The following is a 14,314-nucleotide window of genomic DNA, read 5'->3' on the forward strand; positions in this document are numbered from 1 at the left end:
TATCTATATAATCGCACACTACATCTTTTTTATAATGTGCTAATATATGTGTCTATGCTTTCTATAATATTACAGGTATTTGATTGATATCGTTTATACTTTGCATGCTTCACTATCTCCAATGCATTTGCAAGTTCACATGTATTATAACAAGTACAAATCAAATTAAGATCATCAAATTGCTTAATTAGCTGAAGTTGATGGTCATCAACATGTTCTCCATATTTTGCACGGCGGGGAACAGCTATGACCTTCTTTTCCTTCTTTACAGCTCCAATAATAGCGCCAGTACCTCCATGAGTTATGACAATATCGGCTTCTCCCATTTCTTTGCTGAACTCATCTCTGTTTAAAAACTTTTTATAGCTATATTTTTCGGGCAAATAATCGCTATATCCAATCTGCGCAAATACATTTTCAGCGTCAACTATTCCCTTTTCGCACAACTCATCTACAGCCTTCAACAATCTATTAAATTGAAATTTTTGTGATCCAAGTGTTATAAAAATCTTATTATCCATTTAATAGATTCCTCCTAAATATATGGCTTTAGGATAGAACTTTAGCATCGGCTTCCACTGAACATAAAACTGATCTGCAAATTTATAGAGCAGTTTTCCGGTTTCTGTCGGAGAAGTAACTTTTGCAAAAGATTCAATGTAAATCAGCTTTTTCCCCATAAGTTTAGAAATCAAACAAATCGGTATCATCGCTAGAACTCCTGTGCAGATTACTACATCAGGTTTCTCTTTTCTGTAAATGCCGATAGACTTCCAAGCATTTTGAATCATCCGCCAGATAAAATCTTTTTCTCTGCGGTTGACCTGCTGCATATAATATGTTTTTTCATCTTTTGCTTCTGCGTTATAATCAGTCTTTTCAGTAATGACAAAGCTATCATATTTTTCCATCAGCGGTTTTAACATCATGAGCTGCTCATAGTGTCCGCCTGATGAAGCCGCAAAGCATATCTTGATTTTTTTCTTTTCATCCATCTCTTAACCAACCCACACTATTAGTCACGCTGGAAAATATCGCGTGTATAAACCTTATCCTTCACATCATCCAGACACTTGTCATAGCGATTTGCGATGATGGCATGGCTCATTTCCTTGAACTTTGCCAGGTCATTCACAACAACAGATCCAAAGAAAGTCTCACCGTCTTTCAGAGTTGGCTCATAGATGATCACAGTTGCGCCCTTTGCCTTAATACGCTTCATAACACCCTGGATAGAACTCTGACGGAAGTTATCGCTGTTGCTCTTCATGGTCAAACGGTACACACCAATCGTTACCTTTTTCTCTTTATCTTCATCAAACTCGTTCTCTGCATCGTAGCCGTAGTAGCCTGCTAGCTTCAGGACACGGTCGGCGATGAAGTCTTTTCTTGTTCTGTTGCTCTCAACGATTGCTTCGATCAGATTCTCCGGCACATCAGCATAGTTAGCCAGCAGCTGCTTGGTATCCTTCGGCAGGCAGTATCCGCCGTAGCCAAAGGACGGATTGTTGTAGTGGCTGCCGATACGAGGATCAAGGCAAACACCATCGATGATCTGCTGGGTGTTCAATCCCTTGCTTTCTGCATAGGTGTCCAGCTCGTTGAAATAAGCCACGCGCAGGGCAAGATATGTATTGGCGAACAGCTTAACAGCCTCTGCTTCGGTGAAGCCCATGAACAGGGTGTCGATGTTCTCCTTAATAGCTCCCTCCTGCAGCAGATCAGCGAACTCATGAGCTGCTTCGACCAGCCGCTCATCGTTCAAGTCAGTGCCAACGATGATACGAGAAGGATACAGATTGTCATACAGAGCCTTAGACTCACGCAGGAACTCCGGGCTGAAAATGATGTTCTTGCTGTTGAACTTCTCACGCACGCTTGCGGTGTAGCCAACCGGAATGGTGGACTTGATGACCATAATTGCATCCGGATTGTACTCCATGACCAGCTTGATCACAGCCTCAACCGCAGATGTGTCGAAATGCTGCGTGTGACTGTCGTAGTTCGTAGGGGCCGCTATAACAACAAAGTCCGCATCAGAGTATGCAGCCTTTGCATCCAGTGTTGCGGTCAGGTTCAGTTCTTTTTCTGCGAGATACTTCTCGATATAGTCATCCTGAATCGGGGACTTACGGTTGTTAATCATGTCCACCTTCTCCGGGATGATATCCACAGCAGTCACCTGATGGTGCTGGGAGAGCAATGTAGCAATTGACAAACCAACATAGCCTGTACCGGCAACCGCAATTTTATAGTCCTTTTTCATAATCCTATATCCTCCTGAAATTCATCTTACTTATATGGAAGGCTCATATTGAGCCGAGCAATCTATATCAAACAATCTGTTCATCACACTGTAGTTATCATTTTTCTCACAGTAGTCATCTATTTTTCCGACCACCACTGAATCTTTTATGTAGACCTGTCACAGGCTACACTCTCATTTTTCCTCAACTGAAACTTTATGGTAGACACCTTCATACCAGCTCACCGACAAAGTGTTAGGTCTTATTGTCATAACTCGCAGTCGCACTTCTCCATTTTTCAAAGTGCTGACCTTTATTGTCATAACCCGTACACCGACTCACTTTGTTAAAACTGTACAAGCTCATACCTCGCTCTTGTTGCAACATGAACAATCATCTCCCCCTCACTACCTCTAATTCTCCAGAAAAATGCAGTTATCATATCCATCTCTCGTCTGCAATAAACTTTTCCAGAAAAATAGATTTTGGGCTTTTCAATACTTTCAACCTCCACCTCTAATTCTTCGGAAAAATGAAGGTATCATGCCACTATCTTGCTCTGCAATAAAACAGGCTCGTAGTAGGGGTATTTTGTATGAGTTTTATACGCCACCGTAGACCATCATGCCGCCACTGAAAGTTTGAGGTAGACATTTATTCTGTGCTGCAACGTATTTTTTAGTGCATTTTGTATATTTTATTGAGTGTTTTTCAAAAGCATGTTGTTTAACTTAACAAAAATTTTTATTAAATGATTTTTTCACTTCATTCTCATGCAATATTTCCAGTTAATTAGAGGTATACATATCTCTACACGAAACCTCGTTTATCTGTATCAGGATGTAGTGAAAAGCTCACTTATTGCCCAAAACCATGTTTTTAGAACTCCACCCTTGACCATTCTATTTTTCCGGAGAATTAGACCTAGACATTGCCAGTTATATACATTCCGTTTGTAATGATACTTAACATATTTTTGTGACTTATGGCCTATTAAAACAGCATTTAGCCTTCGCCCACTAATATCATGTACATTCTAGCTTATTTGCTCCAGTTTGTAAACATTATGAAGCAACTTTCTTCACAGAATGTCGAACTTTTTCCTATTTGTTTCTTTTATCATTACCATTGCTTTACATAATCTCTATTCGCACAAAAAAGGATTAGCAACCTTTCGAAAATGACACGTTCCTAATCCCTTTTATTTTCCTATCCTATTCCATTTCTTTCCTTCTCAAAATATCAAACCTATCCAATTCCACGCCAAGATCAATCCACAATTTCTGCTTCGGATGCGGCGCACTCTCCATCTGGTTCCCTTCATCATCCCAGATCCCCTTCACCGTAACGCAGACATTCTCCCCATCCGGTTTCATCACTTCAATCTCTTCCCCAACCGAAAACTTATTCCTCTGCTCAATCGCATATCTACTTTTTTCATTCTTCTCCCCAACAATCCCCAGATACGTATACTCCTTCACATACGTATTACTATCATAAATCTGGCTCTCATGATCCGGCTTCCCATAGAAAAATCCCGTAGTAAACTGCCTGTACGTACAGTTCGAGATCTGATCACGATACCACTCCATATTCTCCTCATACTTCTTGGGGCTCTCCAGATAATCATCAATCGCCTTCCGATACGTCCTTGCCACCGTCGCCACATACAGCGCCGTCTTCATTCTTCCTTCAATCTTATAACTGTCAATCCCTGCATCCAGCAAATCCGGGATATGCTCAATCATACAAAGATCTTTCGAGTTAAAGATATACGTCCCTCTCTCATTCTCATACACCGGCAGATACTCCCCCGGTCTGGACTCTTCCACGACCGCATACTTCCACCGGCACGGATGTGTACAAGCCCCCTGGTTCGCATCTCTTCCTGTGAAATAATTGGACAGCAGACATCTTCCCGAGTACGAAATACACATCGCCCCATGAATAAATGTCTCAATCTCCATCTCCTCCGGAATATGCTCCCGAATCTCTTTAATCTCCGCCAGCGACAGCTCCCGCGCTGTCACGACGCGCTTCGCCCCCTGTTCATACCAGAACTGATACGTTCCATAGTTCGTATTATTCGCCTGTGTACTGATATGCCGTTCAATCTCCGGGCACACTTCCATGGCGATGCGATAGACTCCCGGATCGGAAATAATCAGTGCATCCGGCCCGATCTCTTTCAATTCGGCAAAGTAAGCCCGCACACCCTCAAGATCCTGGTTATGTGCCAGAATATTCGCGGTGACATACACTTTCACTCCATGCGCATGCGCAAACTCCACGCCTTCTTTCATATCTTCCATCGAAAAGTTCTTCGCCTTCGCGCGGAGTCCGAAGACTTCTCCGCCGATATATACGGCATCTGCGCCGAAGATCACTGCTACTTTTAATACTTCCAGACTGCTGGCTGGAACCAGTAATTCCGGTTTTCTCATGTTGTTTCCTCTCTCTTCTCATGGCTTTTCATCGTGATCGCGATTCCATCTCCCAGCGGCACGACCGATGTCAGCAGCCCTTCATTGTGTGTCAGTTCAAATAAGTATTCCCGCATCCGTTTGTGGATCGTGCGGTTCCGGCGTTCCACGGCGAAGCGGGATTCGATGACGTCGCCGTCCTGCAGCACGTTGTCGGTGATCAGTACGCCGTTCTTATCAAGGACACGCAGGACTTCCGGCAGGAAGTGGATGTACTGTCCCTTAGCGGCGTCCATAAAGATAAAATCGTACGGGCCGTCCAGGGTTTTTAAGACTTCTGCAGCGTCTCCCGGGATCAGCGTGATGCGGTCGGCGAAGCCGGATTTTTCGAAGTTCTCCCGTGCGATCGGGATGCGTTTTTCGTAATTTTCTATTGTGGTAATCTCTGCGTCCGGTTCGCCGTACTGTGCCATGAAAACAGCAGAGAATCCTACGGCAGTTCCTACCTCCAGGATTCTCTTTGGCTGTTTCATCTTTAAGAATACTTTTAAAAAGCTCTGCATTTCACGGCGAATGATCGGCACCCGGTCCTGTTTGGCCGTCCGCTCCAGATTTTCCAGAAACGGGGTGTGGCCGGTGTCCAAGGAATTGATGTAGGTTACCATTCGTTCGTCTATTATCATGTAAGATTCCTCTTGTTTTGCAAACGTGCGTTATTCCGCGGACGGCTGTCCTTCGGTGTTGACGCCCGCCAGAATTTCCAGCATTTCATCGACGGTCTGTGCGGTATTCAGCACGTAGGAGCCGTCCTTGATGCCGCCGTAATAGCCGGACAGGCGGTACTGGACTTCGAAAACCAGAATGCTTTCGTCGATCAGTCCGTTGTCTTTCAGGAGTTCACCGAGTTCTTTTGCCTCCATGCCGGAACGCACCTGTACGGTGACTTCCTTTCCTTTTCCTCTGGATGCGACTGGCTCCTCGGCAAACACGTCATGTCCAAACTGATATGAAGTTTTCGCTGCCAGAATGATCACAAGAATCACGCAGACGTAAATGAGCAGGCGCACGGTTCCTTTCGCACCTGTCAGCGCTGCGCGGTATCCGGCATCCCTTTTCTTTTCGGACATGGGCGCTCTCCTTTTGATTTTCGGTTTTAGATTTCCGGTACGCCGATGCGGATTTCTTCTGAAATACGGTCCTGCACCTTCTGTACCATCTTACAGACCTCAAGCTCCGCCTCAAGATAAGCGTTTGCCTTCTCGCTTTTGCGGAGTGCGTAGGAATCCCGCTCCAGGGAATCTACCGCATCGTAAAGGTCTACGTTTTCGGACTGCTGCAGTCGGTAGTTGCGGATTCGATAGTCGTCGACCCGGCTTTTTAAGTCCGGGTCTTTTTCAAGTTCCTCTTCCATCCACAAGTAATTCTGATATGCCCTGCTCTCCCTCATTTCTTCGATGAGCGCATCCAGACATTCTGTTACTTTGTCCATGGTATTTATGCCTCCATGATGATTGGAAGGATCATCGGTCTTCTCTTTGTTTTCTTCCATACATAATCGCCGAGGGCATCTTTGATCGTGGATTTGATCTTGCCCCAGTCGGAGATATTTTTGGAAAGGCAGCCATCCAGTGCCTCTTCTACAACTTCTCTTGCCTCGCCCATCAAATCCTCGGATTCGCGTACATAGACGAAACCGCGGGATACGATGTCCGGGCCGGCCAGAAGCTGGTTTGTTCTCTTTTCGAGAGTCAGTACAACGACCATGATTCCGTCCTCGGACAGATGCTGGCGGTCACGCAGGACGATATTTCCCACATCACCAACGCCGAGTCCGTCGACCATGATGGCTCCGGTGTGGACTTTGCCAGTTACTGCTGCGCCGTCCTCATCGAGTTCCATGACATCACCGGAATACATGAGGAAGATGTTCTCTTTCGGGATGCCGAGGCTCTGTGCTACTTCTGCGTGTGCTTTTAAGTGGCGGTATTCGCCGTGTACCGGGATCGCGTATTTCGGTTTTACCAGGGAGTAGATCAGCTTGATTTCCTCCTGGCAGGCATGTCCGGATACGTGAACGTCCTGGAATACGACGTTGGCACCCTGTGCAGACAGTTCGTTGATGACGTTCGAAACGGCTTTTTCATTTCCCGGGATTGGGTGGGAACTGAAGATCACGGTGTCGCCCGGCAGGATCGAGATCTTTTTGTGCAGGTGTGCCGCCATACGGGACAGTGCTGCCATGGACTCGCCCTGGCTTCCGGTAGTGATCAGGACAAGCTGCTCGCCGGTGTAGTTTTTCATCTGCTCCACATCGATCAGGGTATTTTCCGGGATATTGATGTAGCCCAGCTCCTGCGCGATGGAGATGATGTTGACCATACTGCGGCCTTCGATGACAACTTTACGGCCGTATTTATAAGCAGAATTGATGATCTGCTGCACACGGTCGACGTTCGATGCGAAGGTTGCGATGATGATTCGGGAATTCTGATGCTCGGCAAACAGGCCGTCGATCGTCTTTCCTACGGTCCGCTCGGACATGGTAAAGCCAGGCCGCTCTGCATTGGTACTGTCGCACATCAGTGCCAGAACGCCTTTCTTTCCGATCTCTGCGAATCTCTGCAGGTCGATGACATCACCAAAGACTGGTGTGTAGTCGACTTTGAAGTCTCCGGTGTGGACGATGATGCCAGCCGGGGAGTAGATTGCCAGTGCTGCTGCATCTGCAATACTGTGGTTTGTTTTGATAAACTCAATGCGGAATGCGCCCAGGTTGATGGACTGTCCGTGTTTGATGATTTTCCGTTTTGTGGTGCGGAGCAGGTTGTGCTCCTTTAATTTGTTTTCGATCAGGCCAATCGTCAGTTTGGTGGCGTAGACCGGCACGTTCACTTCTTTTAAGATGTAAGGCAGGGCTCCGATATGGTCCTCGTGGCCGTGGGTGATGACGAAGCCTTTGACTTTGTCGATGTTTTCTTTCAGATATGTTACATCCGGGATGACCAGGTCGATACCGAGCATGTCGTCTTCCGGGAACGCAAGTCCGCAGTCTACGACGATGATACTGTCCTCATACTCGAAAACGGTGATGTTCATACCGATCTGTTCCAGACCGCCAAGCGGTATAATTTTTAATTTACTTCCATTATTCTTTTTCAAATAGCACCTCCGCGCATGTTTTCCAAACGATTCCGTTACCGGTACGGCTTCACGCACGCATCCCCTGAGCGTCACTTCAGGCTGATGGAGCATGTCCCGCACCTGCAGGATTTGCCCTTTAAAGCGCTGTCCCGGTCCCGCTTCGTCTGCGTCCCGGTATGGCTTCAAAACGGCTGGTTCAATAGGTGATGTCTGCCTCGTCATCCAACATGGAAGCAAATACGCCGGAAACGGCATCGAATTCGGTGTCGTCTTCTACCATAACATACTCTGCCTCTGCGTCGGTGTCGGTGGAGATATCCTTCAGAATATAGGCATTTGCCTCGTCGTCCTTCGAATCGGATACCAGAATGTAGTTGACTCCGTTGATTCTGGTCTGCTCCTCCACGTAAAATTCTTCTTTGCCGCCATCATCTGTTACAAATGTTATTTTTTCCATACAATATTCCTTTGTTCAGTTTTCCTGTGATTCCTTCTGATGGGAAAGATAGTCCAGATATCCCTGCAGGATAAAAACAGCTGCAATCATATCTACGTACTCCTTGCGGTTTTCCCTGCGGATTCCGGTTTCCATCATGGTGCGGTCTGCTTCGACCGTTGTCAGCCGCTCGTCCCACATAACAACGGGCAGACCTGTCCGTCTCTCCAGCATTTCTTTGAACTCGAGAGATTTTTCGGCCCGCTCTCCGATGTCGTTGTTCATATGTTTCGGGAAGCCGAGTACGATTTTTTCCACGCCGTACTCTTTTGCTATCTCTTCAATCCGGGCCAGCGTCTGGCGCAGCTTATTCTCCGATTTTCTGCGGACAATTTCGATTCCCTGCGCAGTAAGACCCAGAGGGTCGCTGACTGCCACCCCTACTGTTTTTGAGCCGTAATCTAATCCCATTATTCTCATAGTAATTACGCTCACTTCCAGGATTCATTTTTGATGTACTCTTTTAACAGTTCCTCTACCAGTTCATCACGCTCTACTTTCATGATCAGGCTTCTGGCCCCCTTGAAGCTTGTAATGTACGTCGGATCGCCTGACATGATATAGCCTACGATCTGGTTGACTGGATTATACCCTTTTTCTACCATGGCGTTGTAAACGGTTTCGAGTACCTCTTTTACCTGAATCTCCGGCTCTGTTTTTACTTTAAAATATTGTGTGTTACTTAATCCTGACATTCTTTTCACGTCCTCGTATTTATTGATATCATTTATATTCTAATACATGTTATGGGAAATTTCAATCGTGAAATTGCCCAACTATTTGAATGTTACAGTTCACTGCATCTCAGCGAACTGTAACATTCAAAGCCCGCATGGAAAATTTTGCTTTGTGAAGTGGCGGCAGCTATTTCTGATGTTATTTTATCCCTGAAAACGCCGCATTATTCATATAAATTGGAAGTAAAAATCATTTCCAGGATTCTCTGGGCACAGGCGGTCAGGTCTTTTTCCTCGAGATACTGGTCATTTTCGGCACTCAGCGCATCCAGGATTTCGCGGCGGTCGGTGTCGGTTCCCGGCATCACAAGATCGTTTCCGGCAGCGATGCATTTTGCGGCAGAGGAGCCTCCGTCGGCGTTTGTTGTGGTCCAGTCTGTCATGATGATGCCGGCAAAGCCCCATTCCTTTCTTGCAGCGGTTGTGCACAGATCATAGCTGTTGGCGGTGTGGACACCGTTTACCTTGTTGTAGGAGGTCATGATCGCCTTTGGCTGGGATTCTTTGATTGCAATTTCGAAGCCCTTCAGATAGATCTCACGCAGAGCGCGCTCGGAGACGATGCTCGATACGCCGCGGCGGTTTTCTTCCTGATTGTTGCAGGCGTAATGTTTGATGGTCGTTCCGACCCCGTGCTGTCTCTGCACACCGCGTGTGAGAGCTGCTGCGATGATTCTGACCAGAATTTCGATTGAATTTTCTCCCGCCCTGTTCTATACTAATGTAAACAAATGTAGCTGTTTTTTATTCCAGATAACTACAAAATCGGAGGTATCACGCTTTATGCATATGACACAAATTCAATCTGTCTTAAACGAGAAAAAAATCACGTTTTCCTATACGGAAGAGGACAACTGCGGAAGCATCGACTTTGAGCACCGCGGTCTGCGGTATCATATCTGGGAATTTGCAGACGATGTGGAGCCGGTCGGCGTGGAGACCAATCTGCGGTATGCAGGGCGCGATGAGGAAATCGAAGGCGATTACGATACGATTCTCGCAGAACATTTAAAGAAAGAATTTTAAGCGATTTCATTTCATTTTTGGGAAAAGATGTGTATTTTATGACGCCAGTTCTTCAACCACAGCTCGAAAAAGGTCACGCTGGAACAGTATGAAATGCTTCCAGAAGAGAAACGCTTCGAAGTTTTTGACGGTGTCATCTACGACATGGCAAGCCCTTCGCAGGTTCATCAGGCACTATCCATGCAGCTTTCTACACTCATCAATACTTACATTCTTCGCAAAAAATCATATATTTTCTAACGCTGCCAGAAACAGCTCATAGAAGTCATCTTCCCCTTCAAGCGCCGGGGAATTTTCTCCGCCGCCATTGGTGCTGCGTTTGATTTCTGCGTAAAATTCTTCACCTGCCATGGCAAGATCCATTTCATAGATGGAAACGCCATAGGCATGGCAGATTTCGCAGAATGCGTGGATTGGATTCGGATTTTCCCTTGTCTGAAGCAGTTTTTCACGCAGAATGGGGTCTGCCTTTGCTTTTTTCTGTCAAGCTTTTGCCTGCACTGCAGGGAAGTTCTTTCATCGCCATGATTGCTGTTCTCAGACATCTGCGAGCCGTAACTTTTCTCAATCAGTTCGTTTTTTGTCAATAAATGATTTCTTGACGCTTTCAGATCTCTGTGATACAGTAATGGCAGAAACGAGGTGATTGCATGAAAAACACATTTGAGCAGCAGATTTATGAGATCTTTGGAACAACAGATCCAAAGGAGCTGCGCAGGCTTTCCAAGGACGCGGAACAATACCAGCAGTTAGCCCAAAAAGAAGCCCTGCGCCATGCAGCTGGAAGAAAACCTGCTTTTTCGCTGCCACAAATCATTCAGATGGCTGCCATGCAGCAGCAGGGAAAAAGTATTGCCGAGATCGCGCGCACCTTTCAGGTCAGCAGGCAGACGGTATACAATCAAATTGCCCGTGCTCACTGTTTCAGCACGGATCCCGATGTCAAAACGCGGATGTGTTTTCTTTACCGCGATCAGCTTTGCACAACGATTGATATCGACTTCCGTCATGAGAAAATTGCAATCCAGAATTACACAAAAAAAATTCCGCTTCGTGCCTTTGGCGTTGTGGAGCATCCGACCTGGGATGATTTTACCTGGTTTCTGGAAAGCCGCTGTTTTCCCAAAACACGCGATCATGCCAAAGATATTTTAAAAGAAATGGGACTTCCCTTTTATGATCCGCTGCTTATCATTGAAAAAACAGATGGGCGAATGGCCGGTGACGAGCAATGGATCCTGATTCTGAAGAATAAGGAGGCACGCCATGGAACAGATCCGTCTTGATAATCAGCTGCCTGTCAAAAAAACAGATCACACCTCAAAAGGGGACCAGCTCAAGTGGAAAATCGGTAATATCTGGTACAAATCCGACTATATGGGATATGAGGGACTCTCGGAGACACTGGTGTCTCATTTACTGCAAAAAAGCACTCTTTCCCACCCGTTTGTCCTGTATCAGCCTGTTCGGATTGCATACCGCGGCACTCTCCGCAGTGGCTGTTCCAGTCCTGATTTTCTAAAAGCAAATCAGATGCTGATCCCATTGGAAAAACTGTACCGTCAGAATACCGGAGACAGTCTGGCAATCTCACTTGCTGCTTTTTCAGAACCTGCGGAACGCATTCGTTTTCTGGCAGACCAGTTAGAAAACATGACGGGAATTCAGAACTTCGGCGCATATTTGACCGCTATGCTGGAAATTGATGCCTTCTTTCTGAATGAAGACCGGCACACCAACAACATCGCTGTTCTATATGATACAGAAACAGAGCAATATTCTCTAAGTCCTCTGTTCGATCAGGGTTTATGCCTGTTTGCAGACACCAGCAATGACTACCCTCTGGATCTGCCGATGGATGTTTGTATGGAACGCATCGAAGCCAAACCTTTCAGCTCTGATTTTGATACACAGCTGGATGCTGCGGAGGAATTATACGGTATCCAGCTTCACTTTTCCTTTACTACAAAAGATGTCTGCACGGAACTGGCTTCTCTGGCCGATTACTATCCTCTGGAAATCCGCCAGCGTGTTGAGCAAATCATACGCCGACAGATGCGCAAATATGGATATCTGATGCGCAGTTAGAGACAAAGTAAAAACAGTACAGAAAATTCCACACGCTGTGTGTTTTTTCTGTACTGTTTTCTTTTTTGACCTTTTTACACGATCTTATGCTATTTTCTTGAATACCGGAATCGAATCGATTGGTGCGGCGGCAAGAACGGTCTGTCCTCCTTCGTACACTTTTCCGTCTCTGGTATCTTCCCAGCGTCCTGCCGGAAGATATACTTCACGCTCGAACTCGTTCAGATGGAAAATCGGCGCTACCAGGTATTCGCTTCCGAACATATACTGATCCTGCAGCTCCCAGCATTTTTTGTCATCCGGGAACTCATAGAACATGGTACGGATCAGCGGAGAACCGTTTTCGGATGCCTCGTCATACAGCTGTTTGATGTAATCGTGCATGCTGATGCGGATGTCGTAATATTTCTTCATGATCCGGTAATTTTCTTCTCCATAGCTCCACAGTTCATTGGACTGGCCGGTATACAGGTAGCCGCCGCCAAAATCACGGTCATCGAGCGTTGGAATGTTGTGCGGTCCGCGGTCGCCGTGCATACGGAAAACAGCAGAGTAAACGGCAAACTCATACCAGCGGATCAGAAGCTGCTGGAAATCCGGGTCGTTGACATCATCTGTCATAAAGCCGCCGATATCGGTTGTCCACCATGGAATGCCGGCAAGACCCATATTAAGGCCGGCCTGGAGCTGATCATAGAAGGCTTCAAAGGTACTCGGCACATCGCCGGACCATACAACATTTCCGTATTTCTGGCTTCCGGCCCAGGCGCAGCGAAGCAGGTTTACAATATTTTCTTCTCCTTCTGCTTTCATGCCGTCATAGAAGACACGGCTGTACAGCTGCGGATAGATATTGCTGCAGGAAAGAGCAGGTCCGTCGATATAGCGGTAATGATCGAAATCGTAAACGCCGAAATCCGGTTCTGAGTTGTCCAGCCAGAAGGCATCGATTCCAAAATCATAATAGTTTTTCTTGCAGACTTCCCAGACGTATTTTCTGGTTTCCGGGTTGAACACATCGATTTCCACGCAGTCCCCCTGGAAATCATACGTCTGCAGGGCGCCGCGCTCTGTTTTAATCAGCAGGCCGCGGTCCAGCATCGGCCAGAAATTCTCGCTCTTCCGGTCTACGCTTGGCCATACGGAAACGATAACTTTGATTCCCATGGAATGCAGTTCGTCCACCATGGCTTTTGGATCCGGCCAGTATTTTTCATCGAATTTCCAGTCGCCCTGTACGGTCCAGTGGAAGAAATCGATGACAATCTGATCGATTTTGATGCCTTCCTTCTGGTAGCGGCGTGCCACTTCAAGCACTTCCTCCTGCGTACGGTAGCGCAGCTTGCACTGCCACAGGCCCATACGGTCCTCCGGGAATTTCGGCGCGCGGCCGGTCACTGCGGTGTAATTTTCCAGGATCTCTTTCGGTGTATCGGCTGCGGTCAGCCAGTAGTCCATATCTTTGGTCGAGCGTGCAGTCCATTCGGTGTAGTTCTTTCCGAAGGTTACCTGTCCGACAGCCGGATTGTTCCACAGCATACCATATCCTAAGCTGGATACGGCGAATGGTACGCTGATCTGGGAGTTCCGCTGCGCCAGCTCCAGGGTGCATCCCTTCAGATCCATGTATTTCTGCTGATACTGGCCCATTCCGAAAATCTTCTCTTCGTCGTTGCTCTCAAATTTCAGGTTCAGGCTGTATTCGCTTCCGCCGATCACACCTTTCCACTCACGGTTGACCGTTTTTAAGCAGCGGCTCTCTTTGCTGATCGTTCCGTCGTAGCAACGGTGATATTCTCTTAAAATTTCCTGTTCTTCTTTGTAGAAGGTGATAACTCCTGCAAAGTTGACCACAGCACGGATTTTTCCATTGGTGATGGATGCGCTGGTTCTTTTTCCCATCGATCCGTCGATTTCCAGATGATCGACCGCAAACTGCTCTGCTTTTGCCTCTGTTTTTTCCGGCACTTCGGTCAGCGCCCAATCCTTTCCGGAAAATCCCGGAAGCATCGTTGCGCGGACACGTAAGGAATCTTTTCCCCACGGCTCAATCCGCAGTGTTTCTCCGTTTGCCTGTGCAATTAATACACCATTTTTTGTCTGAAAACGCATTGTTTTATTCTCCTTTTTTGAAAAGAGAGGTCACAGAAAAATTTG

The 14,314-nt window shown here is 46.6% G+C and carries 17 protein-coding genes; 3 read left to right on the top strand and 14 right to left on the bottom strand.

Annotated elements, in window-relative coordinates; translation table 11 throughout:
- Positions 1-29: 29 nt before the first annotated feature.
- The 12 genes from pssE to DWX26_RS12945 form a co-directional block, all read right to left on the bottom strand.
- Positions 30-521, bottom strand: coding sequence for a PssE/Cps14G family polysaccharide biosynthesis glycosyltransferase (pssE, locus tag DWX26_RS12890; RefSeq protein WP_118601580.1), 492 nt, complete (start codon positions 519-521; stop codon positions 30-32).
- Positions 522-995, bottom strand: coding sequence for a PssD/Cps14F family polysaccharide biosynthesis glycosyltransferase (gene pssD / locus DWX26_RS12895; protein WP_118601581.1), 474 nt, complete (start codon positions 993-995; stop codon positions 522-524).
- A 20-nt stretch (positions 996-1,015) separates the two neighbouring features.
- Positions 1,016-2,266: a nucleotide sugar dehydrogenase gene (locus tag DWX26_RS12900; RefSeq protein ID WP_118601582.1), complete on the bottom strand. Its 1,251-nt coding sequence runs from the start codon at positions 2,264-2,266 to the stop codon at positions 1,016-1,018.
- 1,194 nt (positions 2,267-3,460) lie between these two features.
- Entirely contained in the window at positions 3,461-4,690 is a 1,230-nt protein-coding gene (locus tag DWX26_RS12905) for a peptidase U32 family protein (RefSeq protein ID WP_055228330.1), read from the bottom strand.
- Positions 4,687-5,352: an O-methyltransferase gene (locus tag DWX26_RS12910; RefSeq protein WP_055265050.1), complete on the bottom strand. Its 666-nt coding sequence runs from the start codon at positions 5,350-5,352 to the stop codon at positions 4,687-4,689. The genes DWX26_RS12905 and DWX26_RS12910 overlap by 4 nt, the downstream gene beginning before the upstream one ends.
- A 30-nt stretch (positions 5,353-5,382) precedes the next feature.
- Entirely contained in the window at positions 5,383-5,796 is a 414-nt protein-coding gene (locus DWX26_RS12915) for a solute-binding protein (protein WP_118601583.1), read from the bottom strand.
- Between the two features lie 26 nt (positions 5,797-5,822).
- Positions 5,823-6,158 carry a YlbF family regulator gene (locus DWX26_RS12920; protein WP_158579754.1) on the bottom strand — a complete coding sequence of 112 codons (336 nt, stop codon included), beginning with the start codon at positions 6,156-6,158 and terminating at the stop codon, positions 5,823-5,825.
- Positions 6,159-6,163: 5 nt separating this feature from the next.
- Positions 6,164-7,828 (bottom strand): ribonuclease J, encoded by a 1,665-nt coding sequence (locus DWX26_RS12925; RefSeq protein WP_055218756.1) that lies wholly within the window; start codon positions 7,826-7,828, stop codon positions 6,164-6,166.
- A 178-nt stretch (positions 7,829-8,006) separates the two neighbouring features.
- Entirely contained in the window at positions 8,007-8,267 is a 261-nt protein-coding gene (locus DWX26_RS12930; RefSeq protein ID WP_022461718.1) for a DUF1292 domain-containing protein, read from the bottom strand.
- Between the two features lie 15 nt (positions 8,268-8,282).
- Positions 8,283-8,726 (bottom strand): Holliday junction resolvase RuvX, encoded by a 444-nt coding sequence (gene ruvX / locus DWX26_RS12935; protein ID WP_055228327.1) that lies wholly within the window; start codon positions 8,724-8,726, stop codon positions 8,283-8,285.
- A gap of 11 nt (positions 8,727-8,737) precedes the next feature.
- Positions 8,738-9,001 (bottom strand): IreB family regulatory phosphoprotein, encoded by a 264-nt coding sequence (locus DWX26_RS12940; protein WP_022461716.1) that lies wholly within the window; start codon positions 8,999-9,001, stop codon positions 8,738-8,740.
- Between the two features lie 206 nt (positions 9,002-9,207).
- On the bottom strand, positions 9,208-9,690 hold the full coding sequence (locus DWX26_RS12945; RefSeq protein WP_442857768.1) for a glycoside hydrolase family 3 N-terminal domain-containing protein: 483 nt from the start codon (positions 9,688-9,690) through the stop codon (positions 9,208-9,210).
- A 136-nt stretch (positions 9,691-9,826) separates the two neighbouring features.
- Here DWX26_RS12945 and DWX26_RS12950 point away from each other — a divergent pair, with 136 nt between their 5' ends.
- Complete coding sequence (locus tag DWX26_RS12950) at positions 9,827-10,069, top strand: hypothetical protein (protein WP_055265060.1); 243 nt, start codon at positions 9,827-9,829, stop codon at positions 10,067-10,069.
- A gap of 225 nt (positions 10,070-10,294) precedes the next feature.
- On the opposite strand, the gene DWX26_RS17565 is transcribed toward DWX26_RS12950, so the two are convergent.
- Positions 10,295-10,420 carry a hypothetical protein gene (locus tag DWX26_RS17565; RefSeq protein ID WP_319638347.1) on the bottom strand — a complete coding sequence of 42 codons (126 nt, stop codon included), beginning with the start codon at positions 10,418-10,420 and terminating at the stop codon, positions 10,295-10,297.
- Positions 10,421-10,719: 299 nt separating this feature from the next.
- On the opposite strand from DWX26_RS17565, the gene DWX26_RS12965 reads away from it, so the two are divergent.
- Positions 10,720-11,355, top strand: coding sequence for a helix-turn-helix domain-containing protein (locus tag DWX26_RS12965; protein ID WP_117813047.1), 636 nt, complete (start codon positions 10,720-10,722; stop codon positions 11,353-11,355).
- On the top strand, positions 11,336-12,157 hold the full coding sequence (locus tag DWX26_RS12970) for a hypothetical protein (RefSeq protein ID WP_055265068.1): 822 nt from the start codon (positions 11,336-11,338) through the stop codon (positions 12,155-12,157). The genes DWX26_RS12965 and DWX26_RS12970 overlap by 20 nt, the downstream gene beginning before the upstream one ends.
- Positions 12,158-12,241: 84 nt before the next feature.
- On the opposite strand, the gene DWX26_RS12975 is transcribed toward DWX26_RS12970, so the two are convergent.
- Positions 12,242-14,269, bottom strand: coding sequence for a glycoside hydrolase family 31 protein (locus DWX26_RS12975; protein WP_118601587.1), 2,028 nt, complete (start codon positions 14,267-14,269; stop codon positions 12,242-12,244).
- Positions 14,270-14,314 lie beyond the last annotated feature (45 nt).

The sequence above is a fragment of the Blautia sp. AF19-1 genome (assembly GCF_003479155.1).
GTDB classification, from domain to species: Bacteria; Bacillota; Clostridia; order Lachnospirales; family Lachnospiraceae; genus Fusicatenibacter; species Fusicatenibacter saccharivorans.

What these genes read in the sequence shown, in the direction of transcription:
- DWX26_RS12970 (WP_055265068.1), top strand. Translation starts at nt 11,336, where the DNA reads ATGGAACAGATCCGTCTTGATAATCAGCTGCCTGTCAAAAAAACAGAT.
- DWX26_RS12900 (WP_118601582.1), bottom strand. Translation starts at nt 2,266, where the DNA reads ATGAAAAAGGACTATAAAATTGCGGTTGCCGGTACAGGCTATGTTGGT.
- DWX26_RS12940 (WP_022461716.1), bottom strand. Translation starts at nt 9,001, where the DNA reads ATGTCAGGATTAAGTAACACACAATATTTTAAAGTAAAAACAGAGCCG.
- DWX26_RS12930 (WP_022461718.1), bottom strand. Translation starts at nt 8,267, where the DNA reads ATGGAAAAAATAACATTTGTAACAGATGATGGCGGCAAAGAAGAATTT.
- pssD (WP_118601581.1), bottom strand. Translation starts at nt 995, where the DNA reads ATGGATGAAAAGAAAAAAATCAAGATATGCTTTGCGGCTTCATCAGGC.
- DWX26_RS12975 (WP_118601587.1), bottom strand. Translation starts at nt 14,269, where the DNA reads ATGCGTTTTCAGACAAAAAATGGTGTATTAATTGCACAGGCAAACGGA.
- DWX26_RS12950 (WP_055265060.1), top strand. Translation starts at nt 9,827, where the DNA reads ATGCATATGACACAAATTCAATCTGTCTTAAACGAGAAAAAAATCACG.
- DWX26_RS12915 (WP_118601583.1), bottom strand. Translation starts at nt 5,796, where the DNA reads ATGTCCGAAAAGAAAAGGGATGCCGGATACCGCGCAGCGCTGACAGGT.
- DWX26_RS12910 (WP_055265050.1), bottom strand. Translation starts at nt 5,352, where the DNA reads ATGATAATAGACGAACGAATGGTAACCTACATCAATTCCTTGGACACC.
- DWX26_RS12965 (WP_117813047.1), top strand. Translation starts at nt 10,720, where the DNA reads ATGAAAAACACATTTGAGCAGCAGATTTATGAGATCTTTGGAACAACA.
- pssE (WP_118601580.1), bottom strand. Translation starts at nt 521, where the DNA reads ATGGATAATAAGATTTTTATAACACTTGGATCACAAAAATTTCAATTT.
- ruvX (WP_055228327.1), bottom strand. Translation starts at nt 8,726, where the DNA reads ATGAGAATAATGGGATTAGATTACGGCTCAAAAACAGTAGGGGTGGCA.
- DWX26_RS12905 (WP_055228330.1), bottom strand. Translation starts at nt 4,690, where the DNA reads ATGAGAAAACCGGAATTACTGGTTCCAGCCAGCAGTCTGGAAGTATTA.
- DWX26_RS17565 (WP_319638347.1), bottom strand. Translation starts at nt 10,420, where the DNA reads ATGGCAGGTGAAGAATTTTACGCAGAAATCAAACGCAGCACCAATGGC.
- DWX26_RS12920 (WP_158579754.1), bottom strand. Translation starts at nt 6,158, where the DNA reads ATGGACAAAGTAACAGAATGTCTGGATGCGCTCATCGAAGAAATGAGG.